This window comes from Aliiroseovarius crassostreae, assembly GCF_049803815.1.
In the GTDB taxonomy this organism is placed as follows: Bacteria; Pseudomonadota; Alphaproteobacteria; order Rhodobacterales; family Rhodobacteraceae; genus Aliiroseovarius; species Aliiroseovarius crassostreae_A.
Genome location: NZ_JBNAGI010000002.1, coordinates 52184 through 72965, shown reverse-complemented (window position 1 = coordinate 72965; position 20782 = coordinate 52184). Strand labels below are relative to the sequence as shown.

Sequence of the window (20782 nt, the reverse complement as noted above, 5' to 3'; positions counted from 1 at the left end):
GTCCCCGATCATCCCCAATCAGCGTGTCACGATCCAACAGGCCGATACGCCGCCCGGGCCGCACCCGCCGCTTTCATCGCCGCCATTGCCTCGTCTTGGGTCATCAGCTTGGTGGTGGACCCCGCAGACATCGTGCCAGACGCGCCAACCACCAGCGCACAGGTCGCCATCACCTCGTCACTGGGCGCTTCGATCAACGCAATCACATCATCTTCGCCAAAGCAGAAAAACAGGTGGTGCAGCTTGCCGCCGATCGCGGCAATCATCTCGCCCGCCGCTTGTTCCCGATCTTCCGGGTTGTCGACAAGGGATCGCAAAGACACACCACTATATTTCCCGCGAAACAGATAAAAAGACATGAGAACCTCCTTTTGTGTCAAAGAGATAGGTTCACACCCGCACCCACCATCATGCCCCGCTGCTGGGGCACCCTACCATGGGCACGCGCCCGGGTCAGCCTGACCGCTTGATCTGTTCCCCCGGTGATCAGACACAGCGATCACATTCGATCACGCGCGCCTTACCCCGGTTGCGTCCTCTCGCACGCGCCCTACACTCCGGGTCATGAGCTTCGTGACCACCTATCAACTGCACCTTCTGCTGGCGCTCTTTGCGCTTGGCACGCTGGGTACCGCGTTTTTGTTTCGCAAACCGGCGGGGCACCGGGCGTGGAAGCTGGCCGATCTGGTCTGGGTGGTGCTGGGTGGCATCGGCGCGCTGGTGGCAATCATCGCGGGGCTCTATACGTCCGACAGCTCCCGGCTTGACCGGCAGATCGACCTGGCCTACGCCGCCAGCGCCGATTTCGATCGCGACGCCGCCCGGTTTCGGTTGCGGTTTTGCGACCCGGCGCTGGATGGCGAGGTGGCCACCCTGTGCGAAAAGGTCGAATTCCTCTCTGCCTCCACCGCTGCAAATTCCGACCTGCCGCTTTTTATTGCCGTGACCGAAGAGGTCGCCCCCCTGACCGGGCTTGGCTTTTTGGCCTTTGACCGCCACCGCAGCCCGGTAGATGACATGCAGGAGATGGTCGCCAAGGCCGATGCCTTTGATCTTGAACGTTTCCTGGTCTTCGCCTCACGCGATGAGAACACCGAGACCGCCGTCACAAAACTGCGCAAACGCCGCCCGGCGATTGCAGGCGACTTCCAGATCCTCGCGCAAAGCTATGACACGCTGATCGAACAAGTGGGCCAATTGCAGCGCGAATGGAAATATCTGCAGGACAACGCCCATATTTTGGTGCTGCAAATCCTGGCCCTTTGCCTGGTCAGTTTCGCAGCCCCCTTCCGGTTGGGGAAATCCCTTGTTGAACTCCGCGCAAGCCTCAGCGCATAACCGAAAACCTGCTGCCGTTCCAAAACGCACAAAGGCCCCTCATGACCGCTGACGACATCATCCGCCATCTCGACCTCACCTCGCATCCCGAAGGCGGCTACTACCGCGAGACTTGGAAGGATACAGATAGCACCACCCTGCCTGACCGCCCCTCTGGCACCTGCATTTATTTCCTGCTGAAAGCGGATGAAGCCAGCCATTGGCACAAGGTCGATGCCACCGAAATCTGGCTCTATCATTCCGGCGCACCGTTGATCCTCTCCCTGTCCGAAACGGATCACGGCCCCGCCACCGATCATCGGCTTGGCCCGGATCTGGCCGCCGGCGAGGATCCGCAACTGATTGTGCCAAAAGATCACTGGCAGGCTGCCCGCAGCACAGGCGATTACACGCTGGTCTCCTGCACGGTCTCGCCGGGGTTCCAGTTCGAAGGCTTCACCCTCGCCGCCCCGGGTTTTGACATCCCGCGCGTCTGACGTTTTCCGCACCAAACCCTTATTTTCTGGTCACAAATATCCTGGGGTGAGCGAGCTTGCCTCGCGAGGGGCAACGCCCCTCTCTCTCATTTGCCCAACAAAACCGCGCTGACCGGGGCCACCGACACCGATTGCGCCCGGTTGCCCAGGCTCCATTCAATCAGGGCCTGAAGCGTTTCCGGGCGCGCGCGGCCATAGACGATCACACCGTCCTGCTGGCGCGCCTTAAAGGCCGCATTGTCAAGGAAGCGGCGAATGGCACGGCCATCCTGCCCAGCCCCGTCCACGTCGCGAAACACAAGCCCTGCCGGCACACCCGCCTTGATCGCCAGACGATGCCCGGTCGACAGCCCCTTGGGGTGCGAAATCACCCCATGTCCGGTTTCCGCGAGGATGTCCGACACCTGATTTGCCAATCCCGCATCATCCTGAAACCCGCTGTCACCGCTCATCATCACGGCGGTGGCGGCGCGCATCACCTCGGATTGCACCTGAAAATTCACTTCAGCATCTGTTGGCGTGGAGTTGGGGGGCAGATTTGCCTCGACCACCACTTCAGCGCCAGCCGCTCGATAAAAGGCAATCGCATCCGTGGCATCCTCGGCGATGGCATCCACGACAAATGTCACCGGAAATGGCAGGGATGAGATATCCCCCAGCCTTTCCCGCGCCCCGCCGTCATCTTTCAACAGCACGGCCATCAGCGGGCGATCCGCGACGGGTGTAAATGCAACCGCATTGCGTTTGATCGCCAGCGGCGAGGCCTCTGCCACGCCATCCGCTGATCCTTCGGCACCGGCGGGTGTTGCATCCACCTCCTCGCCCTCTGGCGCTGTATTGATCGAGGGCAGACGGTTTGTCGTGACATTCTCCGCAAGATCGCCAATGGGCGCCACAGGTTCGCTTTTGATCCGCGGCTCCGCATCAGCCTCTGCATCTGGGGTCTCTTCAGTCCCTGCGGTTTCCGTTTTGGCGGCGGGCGGTTCGGTTTGCGGATCGGTTGTGCCCGGAAGGGCCGTTCCATTGGCCGGCGGGGGCGTGATCTGCGGCAGTTTCGGTCGTGTTTCGACCTTGGTCATCTGGGCTGGATCATCTTCCTGCGGGCTGATGCCTTCTGGCGCGGTGTCGTCCACACTCGCAGCCGGCCCGGTGGGCACGTCAACAGGCGTACTATCAAGCGCGCCAGCGTCTGGGGCCGTGGGTGGGGCCGTGTTCACGTCGGGCGACGATGCGTCGGCCGTGGAAAGATCAGGGCTGATCCCATTCTCCTTCGGGATTTCTGGCGCATCCGGGGCCGCGCCACTTTCGATGGAATTGGGTTCCGGGCCTTCCTCTGCCAGGCCAACCGGCTCCCCGTCTGCCGATGCCTCACTGGCCCCTTCTGCCGCAGACGGTTCCGTAGACGAGGGGTCAAAGCCGGTAGCATCTGTTTGGGAACCATTTGAAGGTTTGGTAACGCCCGCCTCGCTGGCAGCGTCAGCTTGGGTATCGGCAGGGGGAGCGTCTTGCATGGCCTTTGCATCCGGAAGTTCAGCCTGCAGCTCAGTCTGCATGGGCGCATCCATCGGCGCAAGCGGCGCTTCGGTCACCTCCGGCGCCGGATCCGGCATCTGAACGGTATCCTGGTTTGAACTGGTCACGATCGAGAGACCAGCCAATCCAACCACCGAGACAATGGCCCCGGCGGCAACACCCGACAAAAACCCACGCGACATGCCTGCTCTCCTCGAAATTCTAGGCCCTGCCCCCGTTGCGGCCCTTGACCAACAACGCAGGTTGGGAACATGTATAGCCGGATGGGATGCGAGCGTAACCCCCGTTGCGCCGCCAAATGCGGAAAGGCCAGCAAATGATCCTGCTGATCGACAATTATGACAGCTTTACCTACAACCTTGTCCATTATCTGGGCGAATTGGGGAGTGAGGTCGAGGTCTGGCGCAATGATGCTTTGAGCGTGGGTGAGGCGCTGGCGAAAAAGCCGCAAGGGATCCTTCTGTCGCCCGGCCCCTGTGACCCGGATCAGGCGGGGATCTGTCTGGACCTGACCAAAGCGGCGGCCGATGCGGGCGTGCCTTTGCTGGGCGTTTGTCTGGGACATCAGACCATCGGTCAGGCCTTCGGTGGCAAGGTGGTGCGCGCGGGCGAGATTGTGCATGGCAAGATGGGGACGATGCTTCACGCGGGCAAAGGCGTGTTCGAAGGATTGCCCAGCCCGCTGGAGGCCACCCGCTATCACTCGCTGATCGTGGATCGCGACAGCCTGCCGGACTGTCTGGAGGTCACGGCGTGGCTGGAGGGTGGCATGATCATGGGGCTGCGCCATAAAGATCTGCCGATCGAAGGCGTGCAGTTTCACCCGGAAAGCATCCGGTCGGAACATGGCCATGCGATGCTGGCGAACTTCCTGAAGCTGGCCGGGATCAACCCGAAGCCGCTGCCGAAAGGAGATGCCGCATGAGCGATGCTATCAAACCGCTGATCGGCGCCGCCGCCGACCGCCCACTGACACGCGATGAGGCAGAACAGGCCTTTGACATCCTCTTTAAAGGCGAAGCCACGCCCAGCCAGATCGGCGGGCTTTTGATGGCGCTGCGCACACGCGGCGAAACGGTCGAGGAATACGCCGCCGCCGCCGCCGTGATGCGCGCGAACTGCAAACCCGTGACCGCCCCAGACGGGGCGATGGATATTGTCGGCACCGGGGGCGATGGCAAAGGCACGCTGAATATCTCGACCGCCACGGCCTTTGTGGTCGCGGGCGCAGGCGTAACGGTCGCGAAACATGGCAACAAGAACCTGTCGTCCAAATCGGGTGCGGCGGATGCGCTGACGGAAATGGGCGTGAATGTGATGGTCGGACCAGAGGTGGTCGAGGCCGCGCTGGCCCAGGCCGGGATCGCCTTCATGATGGCCCCAATGCACCACCCGGCGATTGCCCATGTGATGCCCACGCGCGCTGAATTGGGCACGCGGACGATCTTCAACATCCTCGGCCCGCTGACCAACCCGGCGGGTGTGAAACGCCAACTGACCGGGGCGTTTTCCCGCGACCTCATCCGGCCAATGGCAGAAACGCTGGGCCTGCTGGGGGCAGACAAAGCGTGGTTGGTGCATGGGTCGGATGGCACGGACGAACTGGCGATCTCTGGGGTTAGCTGGGTGGCTGCGTTGGACGGCGGCGCGGTGCGCGAGTTTGAACTGCACCCCGAGGACGCAGGCCTGCCCGTTCATCCATTCGAGGCGATCATGGGCGGAGAACCCGCCGAGAACGCCAAGGCCTTCCGCGCGCTTCTGAATGGCGAGAAATCCGCCTATCGCGATGCGGTTTTGTTGAATGCGGCTGCCGCGCTGGTGGTGGCGGGCAAGGCCGGCGACCTGAAGGAGGGGGCAGCCCTGGCCGCAGAAAGCATCGACAGCGGCGAGGCCTTGAAGCGGATCGAAACCCTGGCGCGGATCACATCTGGGGCCAGTTGACCCTATCGGGGTGGGGCCATTCCCCTGCCCCGTCACAAAACCAGAAAACCAGAAAACTAGTTTTCTAGTTTTCTAGTTTTCTAGTTTTCTAGTTTTCTAGTTTTCTAGTTTTCTAGTTTTCTAGTTTTCTAGTTTTCTAGTTTTCTAGTTTTCTTCGAAATGCCCGCCCCAGCCCGCCTGTCAAGAGTGAACCGCCATGACCCCAATCCCCGAAAAATGGTCCGATCTGCCCTTTTTCACCGAAAACTGGCCCATGATCGACGCCGCAATCAAAGCAGACCCGCGCGAGATCCTGCCGCCAGATGACCGCCGCTTTGCCGCGCTTGAGGCCGCGCCCCCCAATGACGTGCGCGTGGTCCTTCTGGGCCAGGACCCCTACCCCACGCCGGGCCATGCCAACGGCTTGGCCTTCTCGGTTGCACCGGATGTGCACCCCCTGCCCCGGTCGCTGAAAAACATCTATGCCGAGTTGGAAGCTGACCTTGGCATCCTGCGCCCCAATGGCGATCTGTCGGATTGGGCCCGGCAGGGTGTCCTGCTTTTAAACACTGCGCTTTCCGTGCCCGCAGGCGAGGCCAATGCCCATCAGAAACTCGGCTGGGACAGGCTGGTGCATCAGGTGCTGGAGCGCGTCTCACACCGCCCCACCGCGTTCATCCTTTGGGGCAACAACGCGCAGAAGCTGGAAAAACACATCCGGCCGGGCACCCATCTGATCCTGAAAACCGCCCACCCCTCGCCCCTGTCGGCGCGGCGCGGTTTTTTCGGCTCTCGCCCGTTTTCATCCGTCAACAATTGGCTTACAGATCAGGGCCAGACCGCAATCAATTGGTGATCCCATGACCCAGACCGTTCTCGACAAGATCAAGGCCTACAAGCTGGAGCATGTGGCCGCCTGCAAAGCCCGCCGCCCGCTTTCTGACGTCGAGGCCGCGGCGCGCGACGCCGCGCCGACCCGTGGCTTTGCCAAGGCCCTTTTTGAGGCGTCGAAAACCGGATACGGGCTGATTGCCGAAGTGAAAAAAGCCAGCCCGTCCAAAGGTCTTATTCGCGAAGATTTCAACCCGCCAGAGCTTGCAAAAGCCTATGAAGCCGGGGGGGCCACCTGCCTGTCCGTGCTCACCGATGGGCCATCTTTCCAAGGCGCGGACGAATTCCTCGTGGCCGCCCGCTCCGCCACCTCCCTTCCCGCGCTGCGCAAGGATTTCATGTATGACACCTACCAGGTCACTGAAGCCCGCGCGCTTGGCGCCGATTGCATCCTGATCATCATGGCCTCTGTGTCGGACACTCAGGCACAAGAGCTTGAAGAGGCTGCCTTTTCCTGGGGCATGGATGTGCTGATCGAGGTCCATGACGAGGCGGAGCTGGAACGCGCCGTGGCGCTGAAATCACCGCTTCTGGGGGTGAACAACCGCAACCTCAAAACCTTTGAAACCACGCTCGACACCACCCGCCGCCTGTCAAAACTGGCGCCAAAAGACCGTCATCTGGTCTGTGAAAGCGGGCTTTTCACCCCGCAGGATCTGGCCGATATGGCCAAGTATGGCGCGCGCAGCTTCCTGATCGGCGAAAGCCTGATGCGAAAGGATGATGTCGAGGCCGCCACCCGCACCCTTCTTGCCAACCCCGTCCCAGCCTGAGGTAATCCCATGTCTGACAGCCCCCTGACCCATTTCGACGCCGACGGACAGGCCCATATGGTGGATGTGTCCGACAAGGCAGTGACCGACCGGATGGCGCTGGCCGAAGGCTTTGTGAAGATGACGCCCGAAACGCTGGCGCTGATCACCGAGGGCACCGCCAAGAAAGGCGACGTGCTGGGGGTTGCGCGGCTTGCGGGCATCATGGGCTGCAAACAGACCTCGGCGCTTATCCCGCTGTGCCACCCGCTGCCGATCACCAAGGTCGCGCTGGAATTGGAGCCCGCACCCGAGCTGCCCGGCGTGCGCATCACCGCCACGGTCAAGACCGGTGGACAAACCGGCGTTGAGATGGAGGCGCTCACCGCCGTGTCCGTCGCGGCCCTCACCGTTTATGACATGCTGAAAGCCGCCGAAAAAGGCATGGAGATCAAGGACATCCGCCTCTTGCGCAAGGAAGGCGGCAAATCGGGCGTGTATACCCGTTAACCCCTTCAATTTGATGTGGTTCAAGGCAAACCGCATCAACATATGACAGATCAAGGCGACCCGCAGCCCGCCTGCGCGGCACATATCAAACTGCGAGGCCCCCACATGATCCCCGTCACCGAAGCTCTGGACAATCTGTTTTCGCTTGTCGATCCGCTGGACACCGAAGAGGTGCCCCTGGCCGAGGCCGCGGGCCGCGTGCTTGCTGCGCCGGTCACCGCCACCCGCCAACAGCCCCCTTTTGCCGCCTCGGCTATGGATGGCTATGCGGTAAACAGTGTTGAAGCCGATCCAGAGGCAATGTTCCGAGTGATTGGTGAAAGCGCGGCAGGCCATGGGTTTGACGGCAAGATCGGCGCCGGGCAATGCGTGCGCATCTTCACCGGCGCCCCGATGCCGGACGGCGCGAACCGGGTGATCATTCAGGAAGATGTGACCCGCAAAGGGGATCTGATCACCCTGGGGCGCACACTCGACAAGGGGCCACATGTGCGCCCGGCAGGTGCCGATTTTGCCGTGGGAGATCAAGTGGATGCACCGCTTTTGCTCACTCCGGCCCATCTGGCGCTGATCGCCGCGATGAACGCCCCGAAGGTGACGGTGCGCCGAAAACCTGTGGTGGCGCTGATGGCCACGGGGGACGAGCTGGTCATGCCCGGCGAAGATCCCGGCCCCGACCAAATTATCTCGTCCAACACCTTCGGCCTGAAAGCGCTGATCGAGGAAAACGGCGGCGAAGCCCGCATGTTGCCGATCGCGCGGGACAATCACGACAGCCTGCGCATGGCCTTTGATCTGTGCGACGGGGCCGACCTGATTGTCACCATCGGCGGTGCCTCCGTGGGGGACCATGATCTTGTGGGGGATGTGACCGAAGAACTGGGCATGGCGCGCAGTTTTTATAAGGTGGCGATGCGCCCCGGCAAACCGCTGATGGCGGGCAAATTGGGCGACACCCCGGTGATTGGCTTGCCCGGCAATCCGGTGTCTGCCATGGTCTGCGGCCATGTGTTTTTGGTGCCCGCGCTGCGGGCGATGTTGGGGCGGGGCAAAGCGGCTGCGCCACGTCGCACGGCCCCTTTGACGGAACCAATTGCCGCCAATGGCCCGCGCGAACATTACATGCGTGCCGTGGTGGAAGAAGGAAAGATCACCGTCTGCAATCAACAAGATAGCGCGCTTCTGTCGGTGCTGGCCGGGGCCAATGCGCTGCTTATCCGTCCGGTCAGCGATCCGGCACAAGAGGCCGGCACCGTGATGGAATATCTGCCAATCTGATGCCGTTCTGCACGGCCTCCGCGCGCATAGTTCACCAACTGTTCACCTTTAGTTGACACAAAAAGAGAACATGGATAGAACAGAGCTTGAACGCCACAAGTTTTCCGGTGGTGTTAGCGGCGGTAAACTCGCGCGCAAATAGCAGGCGAACGCCCGTTCCAGGACGAAGGCCCGGTCAATGACGGAGGTAAGAGCAGATGCTGACCCGTAAACAATTGGAACTTCTGGATTTTATCCACAAGCGCATCCAGCGTGACGGGGTGCCACCCAGTTTTGACGAAATGAAAGAGGCGCTGGATCTGCGGTCGAAATCCGGCATTCACCGTCTGATCACGGCGCTGGAGGAACGTGGTTTTATCCGTCGCCTCGCCCATCGCGCCCGTGCCATCGAAATTGTAAAACTTCCTGAAACCATGGAAACCGGGGGCCGCGCCGGGTTTGAACCCAAGGTGATCGAAGGATCGCGCCCTGAAACGCCGCCCACCGCCCTGCCACTGGAAGGGCTTGGCATCAGTGACCTGCCGCTTCTGGGCCGGATCGCGGCCGGTGTGCCGATTGAGGCGATCACAGATGGGGCGCAACAGGTATCGGTGCCGCAGACCATGCTTGGCCAGGGCGGACGTCACTATGCGCTTGAGGTCAAAGGGGATTCCATGATCGACGCGGGCATCAACAATGGCGATGTGGTGGTGATCCGTGAAACCGGCAGCGCCGAAAATGGTGATATCGTCGTGGCGCAGGTCGATGGGTACGAAGCCACGCTGAAACGGTTCCGCAAGACCAATGGCATGATCGCCCTGGAGGCCGCGAACCCGGCCTACGAAACCCGCATCCTGCCCGAAGGGTCGGTCAAGGTGCAGGGCAAATTGGTGGGGCTGATCCGAACCTATTGACCCACATCCCCATGATTGACTTCATGATCGAACGACAAAAGGGAGGCATGATGCCTCCCTTTTCAATGCTCGGCTGGGCCTGACCGCAAAGTCAGCTCAGCCCGGACAGTTTCTTTTGCAACTCTGCCAGCTGTTTCTTGATTTCGTCCAGCTCTTCGCCTTTTGATCCATCTTCATCCGTGTCAGAGGGGGTCGGGCCGGATCCGGCGGCAAATCCGCCCATCATCGCCTTCAGAAACGCTTCTTGCTGCGCCTGCATCGCCTCCAGCCCCGGCATATTTGCAATCGGATTTCCCATCGTGCCGAGGTTTTCCATCATCTGGGTCTGACCATCGCGCAGCATTTCAAAACTCGCGGCCAGGAATTGCGGCACCACACTTTGCGCTTGGGTGGAATAGGAGCGCACCAGATCCGTCAGCACATCCACCGGCAGAACATTTTCCCCGCGGCTTTCATGTTCTGCAATGATTTGAAGCAGATACTGGCGTGTCAGATCGTCACCCGATTTCAGATCAATGATCTGCACATCGCGCCCGTCCCGAATGAAACCGGCAATATCATCCAGCGTCACATAATCTGATGTTTCGGTGTTATACAGACGACGGCTGGCATATCGCTTGATCAGCAGCGTATCTTCGTTTTGCGCCATAATTCCTCCCCGTGACAGCTTTGTTGCTGCATTGCAAAAAGCCTATGACAGCCACACGGCCATTGGCAAGCCTATTGACCATTAGATCAAAGAAAAGGGCGCGCCAATGGCACGCCCTTTCGGAAAACGCCGGGAGGGAGGACCCGGCCTGAATTTCCGCTTATTTGGCAGCGGCAGTGGCTTTTTTGGTGGCCTTCTGCACTTCTTCACCGGCTTTTTTCACGGCAGCCTGGGCTTCGTCACCCATTTCTTTACCGGCGGCCAGCATCAGTTCAACGGTTTCAGCCTGAACTTTTTTGGCAACTTCAGCAAAAGCAGCCATGTTTTCAGCAGCCAGCTCAGCCTGGGCCGAAGCGAAGTCGGTCACGGCTTTCGAGTAGTCAGCAGCTTCTTCTTTGGCTTTGGTCACGTCGCCCATTTTGGCCAGGGTTTCTTTGGTCCATTTGGTCGAGATCTCAGCCGATTTATCAGCGGCTTCCAGGGCCACTTTCGAAAACTTTTCGCTGATTTCAGCTTGGGTTTTGAAAGCGTCTTGGGCTTTGCTCATGTCAACCGGGAAAGCACCCAGAACGTCTTGGAACATCTTGGTGAAGTCTTGAGCCTTGGTCATTGGTCATCTCCGAATGTTGCGGCCGCGACAAAGTTGAGGAGGAAAAGCGCGACCTGAGTATTTCGTTTCTGCGGCGGCGCAGCGTTGCGTCCTTACTGTCCGCTCGGCTTTGCTGCATCTGCAAACAATATGCATGCTGCAGTGCAGCAAATCAAGCTTTTTCTGCACTGCAGCATGTAACGGTATTAAAACACGAAATATCAGTAGGTTGTGGTCACTCAACCCAAGATATGCCCGACATCACTAGGCTTTCGGGGCCACAACATAGGTGCCAGGGGCGGGCGCGAGCACCTTATGCGACGAATCACCCACCGGGCGCGCGGGCACTTTCTTGCCGGACTTCTTCGCCAGCCACTTGTCCCACCGGCCCCACCAGGACCCTTCATGGAAACTGGCCCCTTCCATCCAGTCCTCTGCGCGTTCCGGCCAATCCTCATTGGTGTAGTGGCCATACTTCTTTTTCGATGGCGGGTTCACGATCCCGGCGATATGGCCGCTTTCCGACACGATGAAGGTGCGATCATCAGATCCCATCTTGCGCATCCCGCTATAGGAGCTTTTCCACGCCGCGATGTGGTCTGTTTCACAGGCAATTGCACAGATCGGCACGTCGACATCCGCGATTGACAGGTGTTCGCCCAGCAATTCGAAATCACCGCGGGCGAATTCATTGCGCTGACACAGACCGCGCAAATACTCGACCGTCATCTTGGCGGGAAGGTTGGTGCCATCCCCGTTCCAGTACAACAGATCAAAGGCTGGCGGCGTCTTGCCCAGCATATAGCTGTTGATCGCCGGGCCGTAGATCAGGTCATTGGATCGCAGGTACGAAAACGTGCGCGACATGAAGAAACTGTCAAGAAAGCCCCGTTCATTCACCTCTTCCTCGATCCCGTCAACAAAATCATCATCCAGGAACACGCCCACTTCGCCCTGATCTTCGAAATCGGTCAGCGTGGTGAAGAAGGTCGCGGAGTTGATCGAGGTATCGCCTCGTTTTTTCATCAGTGACAGCGTCAGGGACAAGGTGGTGCCCGCGATGCAATAGCCCACCACATTGACCTTTTTTTGCTTGGTGATCTTCTTCACCTCGTCAATGGCGGCCAGATACCCTTCTTCGATGTAGTCGCCCATGCCCACGTCACGATAGCGCGCGTCCGGATTGACCCAGCTGACCACAAACAGGGTATACCCCTGATCCACAATCCACTTGATCAAGCTGTTTTGCTCTTTCAAATCAAGGATATAGAACTTGTTGATCCAGGGCGGGAAGATGATCAGCGGGCGGGCATGCACATTTTCAGTGGTTGGGCTGTACTGGATCAACTCGATCATCCGGTTGCGAAAGACCACCCCGCCTTCGGTGGTCGCAATATTGCCGCCCACTTCAAACGCGTCTTCATCCACCAGCTTGACCAGCAGCTCTCCGTCATTGGCTTCCAGGTCATGAACCAGGTTTTCCAGCCCGTCGACCAAAGACTTGCCCTCCGTCTCGATCGCCCGCTCCATCGCATCCGGATTTGTGGCCAGATAATTGGTGGGGCTCATCAGGTCGACGATCTGCTGGGTGAAAAACTCCAGCTTGCGCTTGTCGCGCTCATCCAGACCTTCGACCTGCGACAGGTTTTCTTCGATGGTCGCCGCGGAAATCTCATATTGTTTCTTGAGGTAATTGTAATAGGGATGCGTGTCCCAAAGCGGGTTCGCGAACCGGCGGTCCCGGGTCTTATCCCCCTCAGGAGCCTTCAGCTCGCCCTCTTTCAACCCGTCAGCCAGCGCCTGTTGCGCTTCCATTGCGTGCTGCAGGCTTTTGCCCCAGAACGCCACCTGCTGTTCAATCAGCTTGGCCGGGTTGGTCATCATCTCGTTGAAATAGGCAGAGGCGGCTTTGGCCATAAACTCCTGTCCCGGCCCCTGCAAACTTTGCCTTACCCCTTTTCGCCCGGCCACGGCGGCCGACAATCGGGCCGACAACGCCTCAATCCTAGCAAGATTCTGATTAAGCTCACTCAACTCTTGACTGGGATTTTTTTGGTCGGTTGTCATAAGGCAATTTCCCTCCTAAGCTATTTCGCAGGTGCAGCATCGACAATTTTGCAACTGCAGCATTGACAAATGCGTGGTGCAGCATTGCAAATACTGCATATGTTTATGACTATGCGGTAACAACGGCGCGAATTGCAAAGGGTAAATGAAGGGGTTCTGAATGCGGTATATGGCAACCTATGATCTGATGGAGACGATCCGGAACACCAACCAGTGGTTGGGGGCGACGGCAGCAGCCATGGGATCTTACCCGGCGACGGCACTGGTGCCGAACCCCTTCTATCAAATGCTCGCGGCTTGGGGCGATGTGACCGAACGCAGCTTTCAGCGGATGACCGTAAAGCCCGATTGGAATATCGACAGCGTGGTGGCCGAAGACGGGCGCGACCATGTCGTGCAGGTCGAAACCCTTGTCGAACGCCCCTTTGGTGACCTGATCCAGTTCAAGGTTCAGGGCCGCCCGGAAAAAGAGCGCCGCATCCTGTTGGTCGCCCCCATGTCGGGCCACTACTCAACGCTTTTGCGCTCCACCGTCCGCAGCCTGCTGCCTGACGCCGAAGTCTATATCACCGACTGGCATAATGCGCGCGACATTCCGGTGTCGGAAGGCAAGTTCGATATCGAGGATTATACCCTCTATCTTGTTGATTTCATGCGCCATCTTGGCCCCGATATCAACGTGGTTGCGGTCTGCCAACCCGCCCCTTTGACCCTGGCCGCCACCGCCTATCTGGCCGAGCTGGACCCCGAGGCCCAGCCCCAGACCCTGACCCTGATTGGCGGGCCAATTGACCCGGATGCCGCCGCCACAGACGTGACCGATTTCGGGCGTCGCGTGACCATGGGCCAGCTGGAAGAACTGGCCATTCAGCGCGTCGGCTTCAAATATGATGGCGCGGGCCGCATGGTCTATCCGGGGCTTTTGCAACTGGCCGGGTTCATGTCGATGAACGCCGAAATGCACTCCAAAGCCTTCACCGATCAGATCATGCGCGTGACCAAGGGCGAAGCGTCGGAACACGACAAGCACAACAAATTTTATGATGAATATCTGGCGGTTATGGATATGACGGCCGAGTTTTACCTGTCTACGGTAGAACGCTTGTTCAAGGACAGCGAGATCGCGCGCAATGCCTTTGTGGTCGACGGGCACAAGGTGGATCTGAACGCGGTGACGGATGTTGCGGTGAAAACCGTTGAAGGGGCCAAGGATGACATCACCGCGCCGGGCCAATGCATCGCCGCGCTTGACCTGTTGACCGGTCTGTCAGACGACAAGAAGGCCAGCCATGTGGAACCGGGTGCGGGCCATTACGGCATCTTCGCGGGCAAAAGCTGGCGCAACAATATCCGTCCGATGGTGCTGGAATTCATCGACCAGAACGCCGGTCGCCACGCCCAGTTGGCGGCAAAGAAAAAAGCCGAAAAATCCAAGGTGGAACCGCTGACCAAACCGGCGAAATCAAAGAAAAAGAAATCCAGAAAAGAGCCCAGCCTGCCCACCCGTATCCCGGTGTGATTCGGCTGACTTGGATCGCAAAGATCGCTGGAACGAAAAAAAAGGCGCCGGGGTGGCGCCTTTTTCTGTTTCAGGGGGCGCTCCGCCTGCGTCGGATCACCGCGGTCGTGTTGTCAACGCAACTCCAGCGGCATCTGCATCCACGCCTTCAACCCGATTGTCACCTCATCCGGCGCTTCCAATGTGGGCATGTGGCCCGCATTGGGCAGGACAACCAACTCGGCGCTGGGGATCAGCTCTGCCATGGTTTCATGCCGCTTGGGCGGCGTCAGCCGGTCATGCGCGCCGCACAGCACCATGGTTGGCACTTTCAGCTTTTGCAGGCTGCGCTGAGCATCCGGGCGGCGTTGCAGCGCGCGCTGGTGACGGACAAACATCTCGGGCCCGAAATCCTGCGCCATTTTCTGCAACAGCGCCAGCACCTGACCTTGCCGCTCTCCCCGCCCCTCATCCGGTGCCAGGGTTTCCGGAGTGACCACTTCGGCCACCGCTTCGGCCAATCGCCCGGCCTGGGCGCGCACAATCACCGGCTCGCGCCAGGCGGCCTGGGCCGGGGTGTCGGGCAAGGGGGTGGTGGACAAAAGCGCCAGTCGGCTAACCCGTTCGGGGGCACGACGGATGATCTCCATCGCGATGATCCCGCCCATGGAATGCCCGGCCAGCGCAAAGCGCGCGGGCGCCTGGTCCAGGATCGCCGCCGCCATATCGCGAATGGTGTCGCCATGAATAGGCGCGACCACCTGCACCGCCACATCCCGGGACAACGCGTTGATTTGCGGGGCAAACACCCGCGCATCACAAACCAGTCCCGGCACCAGGACCAATGGATCCAGCATACCCACACCTCTTAATTACCTCACAGACTGTGTGCCGCGCGGCACGGGCTATGGCAAGATGGGCAACCCGATCATTTCGGCGCTGATGTGATCAGGCCACGCGCCCGCGCACCACCAAGGTCATTTTCTGGATCAGATCCAGACAGTCCGGCGACGAAAAGCGGTGATCCGCGCCCTTCACCAAGGTCAGACGAATGTCCCCGCCCTCGACATGCTCCAACAGCTTCACCGCCTGCGCGGTCGGCACAGCCTCGTCCTCGGTGCCTTGAAGGAATCTCACCGGCATATCGAGCGTGAGCGGCGAGCGCAGCACAAAATTGTCCCGCCCGTCTTCGATCAGCCGCTTGGTGATGATGTAATCCTCGTCGTAATCCGACGGGATCGAGAGGAAACCCTCCCGCTCCAATTCGGCCTTCTGATCGTCGTTAAAGCCAGCCCAATAACCGTCTTCGGTGAAATCAGGGGCGGCCGCGATGGTGACCAGCCCGACCACCCGATCCGGCCGCTCACGCGCCAGAAGCAGCGATTGCCAGCCGCCCATCGACGACCCAACGGCGATCACCGGCCCGTCGATCAGGGTGTCGACCACCGCCAGCGTGTCCTCGTGCCAATCGCCAATGCTGCCGTCCACAAAGGCGCCAGAGCTTTGCCCGTGCCCGGAGTAATCAAACCGCAGAAAGGCAAACCCCTTTTCCTGCGCCCAGGCCTCCAGCGCGACCGCCTTGGTGCCTTCCATGTCGGATTTCAGCCCCGACAGAAACACGATGGTCGGCCCCTGCCCGTCGGTCTTGTGATAGGCAAGGCGACGGCCCTGTACCGTGTCGAGAAAATCCACCATCTTCGCGCTCCTCATCCTGTGGTCTGGCGAAACCATAATGGGCGCGCGCGGAAGGGCAATCCTGTTTTCACATTGACACCGAACCAGCATCGGGGGAAAACGCACGCAGACATAACCCGCAACCGGGCGTTCCGTGGGCGCCAAAACGACGAGGAGCCAGGCCATGAGCCAGATTTCCCTTACCTTTCCCGATGGCAATGCACGTGACTACGACGCAGGGGTGACCCCTGCCGAAGTGGCCGCCGGCATTTCCAATTCCTTGGCCAAAAAGGCCATTTCCGCCACCGTGAACGGCGCCCATTGGGACCTGCAGTGGCCGATCCATGACAATGCCGAGATCGCCATTCACACGATGAAAGACGATGGTCCGGCGCTGGAGCTGATCCGCCACGATTTCGCCCACGTGATGGCGCGCGCCGTTCAGGAAATCTGGCCGGATGTGAAGGTCACCATCGGGCCGGTCATTGAAAACGGCTGGTATTACGATTTCGACCGCGAAGAGCCGTTCACGCCCGAAGACCTCGGCGCGATTGAAGCGAAGATGAAAGAGATTATCAACAAACGCGACCCGGTCACGACCGAGATCTGGGACCGCGACCGCGCGGTGAAATTCTACGAGGCGAACAACGAACCCTATAAGGTCGAGCTGATCGAAGCCATTCCGGGCAATGAGCCGCTGCGCATGTATTGGCACGGCCATTGGCAGGATCTGTGCCGCGGGCCGCATTTGCAGCACACCGGCCAACTGCCCGCTGACGCGTTTAAACTGATGTCGGTGGCCGGGGCCTATTGGCGTGGCGACAGTGACCGCGCGATGCTGCAACGCATCTACGGCGTGGCCTTCCAGAACAAGGACGGCCTGAAAAAACACCTGCACATGCTGGAAGAGGCCGCCAAACGCGACCACCGCAAGCTGGGCCGCGAGATGAACCTCTTTCACATGCAGGAAGAGGCCCCCGGTCAGGTGTTCTGGCATCCAAACGGCTGGACCATTTACACCGAGCTGCAGGATTACATGCGCCGCCAGCAACGCAAGGGCGGTTATGTCGAGGTGAACACCCCGCAGGTCGTGGACCGCAAATTGTGGATCGCGTCGGGCCACTGGGACAAGTATCAGGAAAACATGTTCATCGTTGAGGTGGACGAAGATCACGCGCGTGAAAAGGCCGTGAACGCCCTGAAACCGATGAACTGCCCCTGCCATGTGCAGGTGTTCAATCAGGGTCTGAAATCCTATCGCGACCTGCCGCTGCGCATGGCTGAATTTGGGTCCTGTGCGCGCTATGAACCCTCGGGCGCGCTGCACGGGATCATGCGGGTGCGCGGCTTTACCCAAGATGACGGGCATATCTTCTGCACCGAAGATCAGATCACCGAGGAAACCGCGCGGTTCATCGACTTCCTGTCCAAGGTCTATGCCGATCTGGGCTTTCACAACTGGACCATCAAACTGTCGACGCGCCCGGAAAAACGCATCGGCGAAGATGAAAGCTGGGATCGGGTGGAAAAGGCCCTTGGCGACGCCTGTAACGCAGCGGGGTATGAGTATGAGATCCTCGAAGGCGAAGGGGCGTTTTATGGTCCGAAGCTTGAATTTACCCTGACCGACGCCATTGGCCGTGACTGGCAATGTGGCACGCTGCAGGTGGACCCGTTCCTGCCCGAACGGCTTGAGGCGAATTATATCGGCGAAGATGGGGCCAAGCACCGCCCGGTCATGCTGCACCGTGCCACGCTGGGGTCATTTGAACGGTTCATCGGCATCCTGATCGAGGAACATGCCGGCAAGCTGCCCTTCTGGCTGGCCCCGCGCCAGGTGGTTGTGGCCTCGATCGTGTCGGACGCCGATGACTATGTGCATCAGGTGGTCGCGGACCTGAAGGCGCGCGGCATTCGGGCCGAGGCCGATATCCGCAACGAAAAGATCAACTACAAGGTCCGCGAACATTCGGTGGGCAAAGTGCCGGTCATTTTGGCCTGCGGCATGAAAGAGGTCGAGGACGGCACCGTGTCGATGCGCCGTCTGGGCGAGAAGCATTCCAAAGTGCTGCCGCTGGCCGAGGTGGCGGATGCGCTGGCCAGTGAGGCCACGCCACCGGACCTCGTATAAGCCCCGACATTATTTCTGCAGCAAAAAAGGCCGGAGCCCACGCCCCGGCCTTTTTCTTTGCCCTCCAGCGCCTTACCGCAGAAGATCCGCCAGTCCCACAGGATCGTCACAAACCTCACGAAACGCGTGATCACCTCAGCGCATGGCCGGTTTGCGCCTGAAACATATCTCGACTTGTCACATTTATCACGGCCCTGCCGAAATACACCCCGCGCTTTGAGCACTGCTGATTTTTGCCTTCCCCATTGATTTGATTGAATTCTTCCCGCCGCACAGATTTCCTGACCTCACGGCAGCGTGACCCGACACCGCCCATCGGGTAACGGCGACGTGACTAACGCCGTCGTGAGTGGAGAGCGTGTCCCACCTTGCCTAGATTTTCCTCACCGGCCCCGATCAAGCCAAATGACGGACAACAGGGGGGCGGAACGAGTTTTTAAAACCTGAAAGGAAGTACACATGTCGAAAGCAAAAACCATCGCCGTTCTGGGCGCCGTGACCGCAGCCGTTGCCGCCAACGCCACCGCCGCCCTGGCCGAGGGTGAGCAAGAGAAGTGCTTCGGTGTTGCACTGGCCGGTCAAAACGATTGCGCCGCCGGCCCCGGCACCACCTGCGCCGGGTCCTCGACCGTTGATTACCAGGGCAATGCCTGGAAACTGGTGGCCAAAGGCACCTGCGAGACCATGGAAATCACCGATGCAGCAGGCAAGATGCACAAAGGGTCGCTGACCGCGACCGAAATGAACCTGCCGGCCTCCTAAGCCGACCTGGTGGGATCTTCCCACCCAAGCAACAGGGGATCGGCCCGGCCCCGCGCAAGGGCCATCCCCACCCAAGATTTTCCATTTTCAGTTGCCCATATCGGATGATCCCCATCCCACGGGTCGACCCTCCGGGAGCTTTCCATGCTGGACACGCCGCAATCCTCTGGCCCTTATTCTACCCTGCCCAAGTCGGCTGGCATCGGTTACAAACCGCAGCATTTCCAAAATCTTATGGAGGATCCGGGCGCTGTGACCTGGCTCGAGATCCACGCCGAAAACTATATGGGCGATGGCGGACGCCCCCTTGCGCAACTGAAACATCTGGCAGAACGCTTCCCGATATCGGTCCACGGTGTGGGCCTGTCGATCGGCGGCGAAGCCCGGCTGGATCCCGAACATCTGTCGCGCCTGAAAAAGCTGGTCGACTGGATCAACCCGGCAATGTTTTCCGAACATCTGGCGTGGTCGACCCATGACAGCCAGTTCATGAATGACCTGCTGCCCCTGCCCTATACCAAGGACACGCTGGCCCGCGTGACCCGCCATATCAACGAGGTGCAGGACCATCTTGGCCGCAAGATGCTCTTGGAAAACCCCTCGTCTTATCTGGCCTTCGCCGAAAGCACATGGTCCGAACCTGATTTCATCCGCGAACTGGCCCGGCGCACCGGCTGTGGCCTGCTTCTGGACGTGAACAATGTCTTTGTCTCGGCCACCAATCTGGAATTTGACCCGCACGCCTATATCGACGCCTATCCGCTGGAGCTGGTCGAGGAGTTTCACCTGGCTGGGCACGATGAAGACGCCGACGAGCTGGGCAAAAAGCTTCTGATCGACAGCCACGGCAGGCCGGTGGATGAACCGGTCTGGGCGCTGTTTGATTACGTGATCGCCCGGGGAGGCCCGCGGCCCGCGTTGGTGGAATGGGACAATGACGTGCCGGATTATCCGGTGCTCGAGGCCGAAGCTGCCCGCGCCAATGCCCATATGACCCGCGCGCCTCACCCCACTGCCCAACAGGTGCCCGCATGAGCATTGATCTGAAACCCCGCACAACAGCCGAACCAGCTGACGTCAGCCAGACCGATTTCCGCCGCGCCATGCTGGACCCGAACACCCCCGCCCCCGAAGGGCTGGTGAACCCGGATGGCACGCAGGCCAACAAACGCTTCAACGTCTATCGCAACAATGTGGCCCATTCGCTGGCCACCGCATTGGCCGAGGGTTTCCCGGTGCTGGTCAAGCTGCTGGGCGAAGAGTTCTTTCGCCAGATGGCGCTGGTGTATCTGCGCATCCATCCGCCCGCCTCGCAGCTGATGATGCATTACGGCGCGGCCATGCCGCAGTTCCTTGTGGGCTTTCCCGGCACGGTGCATCTGAAATACCTGCCCGACGTGGCCAAGCTGGAGCTTGCCCTGCGCCGCGCCTATCACGCAGGTGACGGGGATGCGATTGATCCCGCCGATCTGACGGTGCTGGACCAGGCTGACCTGATGGATGCCCGCCTGACCCTTGCACCGGCGGTCGAGGTTCTGCGTTCAGATTTCCCGGCGCTGTCGATCTGGGACTACAATATGCAGGGCGGCCCCTCCCCGGTGATGGCCCCCGAAGATATCCTGATTTCGCGCAAAGGGTTCGATCCCATCGCGCAACGCCTGCCACAAGGCGGCGCCACCTTTGTCAACACGCTTTTGAAGGGGAGCAGCTTTGGCACGGCCCTGGGTCTGGCCACATCCGAAATGGCCGATTTCGACCTGACCACAACGCTGGGCGCGCTCTTTGCCGGGCATGCCATCATCAAGATCGATAGGGGATAAC

21 protein-coding genes are annotated in these 20782 nt (G+C 59.9%); 14 read left to right on the top strand and 7 right to left on the bottom strand.

The features are described from left to right. Nucleotides 1-26: 26 nt before the first annotated feature. A complete protein-coding gene (locus ACP15V_RS06105; RefSeq protein ID WP_424942797.1) occupies nt 27-359 on the bottom strand; it encodes a GYD domain-containing protein in 333 nt (110 codons plus the stop codon). 205 nt (nt 360-564) lie between these two features. Between ACP15V_RS06105 and ACP15V_RS06100 the strand changes: the two genes are divergently transcribed. Continuing rightward, nucleotides 565-1338 (top strand): hypothetical protein, encoded by a 774-nt coding sequence (locus ACP15V_RS06100; RefSeq protein WP_424942796.1) that lies wholly within the window; start codon nt 565-567, stop codon nt 1336-1338. 41 nt (nt 1339-1379) lie between these two features. Next, a complete protein-coding gene (locus ACP15V_RS06095; RefSeq protein WP_424942795.1) occupies nt 1380-1814 on the top strand; it encodes a cupin domain-containing protein in 435 nt (144 codons plus the stop codon). 86 nt (nt 1815-1900) lie between these two features. On the opposite strand, the gene ACP15V_RS06090 is transcribed toward ACP15V_RS06095, so the two are convergent. Further along, nucleotides 1901-3529 (bottom strand): divergent polysaccharide deacetylase family protein, encoded by a 1629-nt coding sequence (locus tag ACP15V_RS06090; RefSeq protein ID WP_424942794.1) that lies wholly within the window; start codon nt 3527-3529, stop codon nt 1901-1903. A gap of 134 nt (nt 3530-3663) precedes the next feature. Between ACP15V_RS06090 and ACP15V_RS06085 the strand changes: the two genes are divergently transcribed. The 7 genes from ACP15V_RS06085 to lexA all read left to right on the top strand — a co-directional run bounded on the left by ACP15V_RS06085 (nt 3664) and on the right by lexA (nt 9591). Then, nucleotides 3664-4272: an anthranilate synthase component II gene (locus tag ACP15V_RS06085; protein WP_424942793.1), complete on the top strand. Its 609-nt coding sequence runs from the start codon at nt 3664-3666 to the stop codon at nt 4270-4272. Then, entirely contained in the window at nt 4269-5288 is a 1020-nt protein-coding gene (trpD, locus tag ACP15V_RS06080) for an anthranilate phosphoribosyltransferase (protein WP_424942792.1), read from the top strand. Before ACP15V_RS06085 ends, trpD begins: the two co-directional genes overlap by 4 nt. 196 nt (nt 5289-5484) lie before the next feature. Then, nucleotides 5485-6123 (top strand): uracil-DNA glycosylase, encoded by a 639-nt coding sequence (locus ACP15V_RS06075; RefSeq protein ID WP_424942791.1) that lies wholly within the window; start codon nt 5485-5487, stop codon nt 6121-6123. A 4-nt stretch (nt 6124-6127) separates the two neighbouring features. Beyond that, nucleotides 6128-6931 carry an indole-3-glycerol phosphate synthase TrpC gene (gene trpC, locus ACP15V_RS06070; protein ID WP_424942790.1) on the top strand — a complete coding sequence of 268 codons (804 nt, stop codon included), beginning with the start codon at nt 6128-6130 and terminating at the stop codon, nt 6929-6931. 9 nt (nt 6932-6940) lie between these two features. Beyond that, nucleotides 6941-7420 carry a cyclic pyranopterin monophosphate synthase MoaC gene (gene moaC, locus ACP15V_RS06065; RefSeq protein ID WP_424942789.1) on the top strand — a complete coding sequence of 160 codons (480 nt, stop codon included), beginning with the start codon at nt 6941-6943 and terminating at the stop codon, nt 7418-7420. Between the two features lie 105 nt (nt 7421-7525). Further along, nucleotides 7526-8698 carry a gephyrin-like molybdotransferase Glp gene (gene glp / locus ACP15V_RS06060; RefSeq protein WP_424943383.1) on the top strand — a complete coding sequence of 391 codons (1173 nt, stop codon included), beginning with the start codon at nt 7526-7528 and terminating at the stop codon, nt 8696-8698. A gap of 197 nt (nt 8699-8895) precedes the next feature. Further along, nucleotides 8896-9591: a transcriptional repressor LexA gene (gene lexA, locus ACP15V_RS06055; protein WP_424942788.1), complete on the top strand. Its 696-nt coding sequence runs from the start codon at nt 8896-8898 to the stop codon at nt 9589-9591. Between the two features lie 91 nt (nt 9592-9682). Here lexA and phaR read toward each other — a convergent pair whose 3' ends face one another. The 3 genes from phaR to ACP15V_RS06040 all read right to left on the bottom strand — a co-directional run bounded on the left by phaR (nt 9683) and on the right by ACP15V_RS06040 (nt 12896). Continuing rightward, complete coding sequence (gene phaR, locus ACP15V_RS06050; protein WP_424942787.1) at nt 9683-10240, bottom strand: polyhydroxyalkanoate synthesis repressor PhaR; 558 nt, start codon at nt 10238-10240, stop codon at nt 9683-9685. Nucleotides 10241-10400: 160 nt separating this feature from the next. Beyond that, nucleotides 10401-10850, bottom strand: coding sequence for a phasin, PhaP (locus ACP15V_RS06045; protein WP_424942786.1), 450 nt, complete (start codon nt 10848-10850; stop codon nt 10401-10403). A 243-nt stretch (nt 10851-11093) separates the two neighbouring features. After that, nucleotides 11094-12896, bottom strand: coding sequence for a PHA/PHB synthase family protein (locus ACP15V_RS06040; protein WP_424942785.1), 1803 nt, complete (start codon nt 12894-12896; stop codon nt 11094-11096). A 160-nt stretch (nt 12897-13056) separates the two neighbouring features. Between ACP15V_RS06040 and phaZ the strand changes: the two genes are divergently transcribed. After that, on the top strand, nt 13057-14415 hold the full coding sequence (gene phaZ / locus ACP15V_RS06035; RefSeq protein WP_424942784.1) for a polyhydroxyalkanoate depolymerase: 1359 nt from the start codon (nt 13057-13059) through the stop codon (nt 14413-14415). 113 nt (nt 14416-14528) lie between these two features. Here the strand turns inward: phaZ and ACP15V_RS06030 are convergent, their stop codons facing one another. Continuing rightward, complete coding sequence (locus ACP15V_RS06030; RefSeq protein WP_424942783.1) at nt 14529-15251, bottom strand: alpha/beta hydrolase; 723 nt, start codon at nt 15249-15251, stop codon at nt 14529-14531. 91 nt (nt 15252-15342) lie between these two features. Continuing rightward, nucleotides 15343-16089, bottom strand: a complete 747-nt coding sequence (locus ACP15V_RS06025; protein WP_424942782.1) for an alpha/beta fold hydrolase — start codon at nt 16087-16089, stop codon at nt 15343-15345. 163 nt (nt 16090-16252) lie between these two features. On the opposite strand from ACP15V_RS06025, the gene thrS reads away from it, so the two are divergent. The 4 genes from thrS (at nt 16253) to ACP15V_RS06005 (ending at nt 20781) form a co-directional block, all read left to right on the top strand. Further along, nucleotides 16253-18199, top strand: coding sequence for a threonine--tRNA ligase (gene thrS, locus ACP15V_RS06020; protein WP_424942781.1), 1947 nt, complete (start codon nt 16253-16255; stop codon nt 18197-18199). A gap of 459 nt (nt 18200-18658) precedes the next feature. Further along, the gene (locus tag ACP15V_RS06015) at nt 18659-18961 is read left to right on the top strand and encodes a DUF2282 domain-containing protein (protein ID WP_424942780.1); all 303 of its coding nucleotides are present in this window, start codon (nt 18659-18661) and stop codon (nt 18959-18961) included. A gap of 144 nt (nt 18962-19105) precedes the next feature. After that, nucleotides 19106-19996 (top strand): DUF692 domain-containing protein, encoded by an 891-nt coding sequence (locus ACP15V_RS06010; protein WP_424942779.1) that lies wholly within the window; start codon nt 19106-19108, stop codon nt 19994-19996. Further along, nucleotides 19993-20781: a putative DNA-binding domain-containing protein gene (locus ACP15V_RS06005; RefSeq protein ID WP_424942778.1), complete on the top strand. Its 789-nt coding sequence runs from the start codon at nt 19993-19995 to the stop codon at nt 20779-20781. The genes ACP15V_RS06010 and ACP15V_RS06005 overlap by 4 nt, the downstream gene beginning before the upstream one ends. Nucleotide 20782 lies beyond the last annotated feature (1 nt).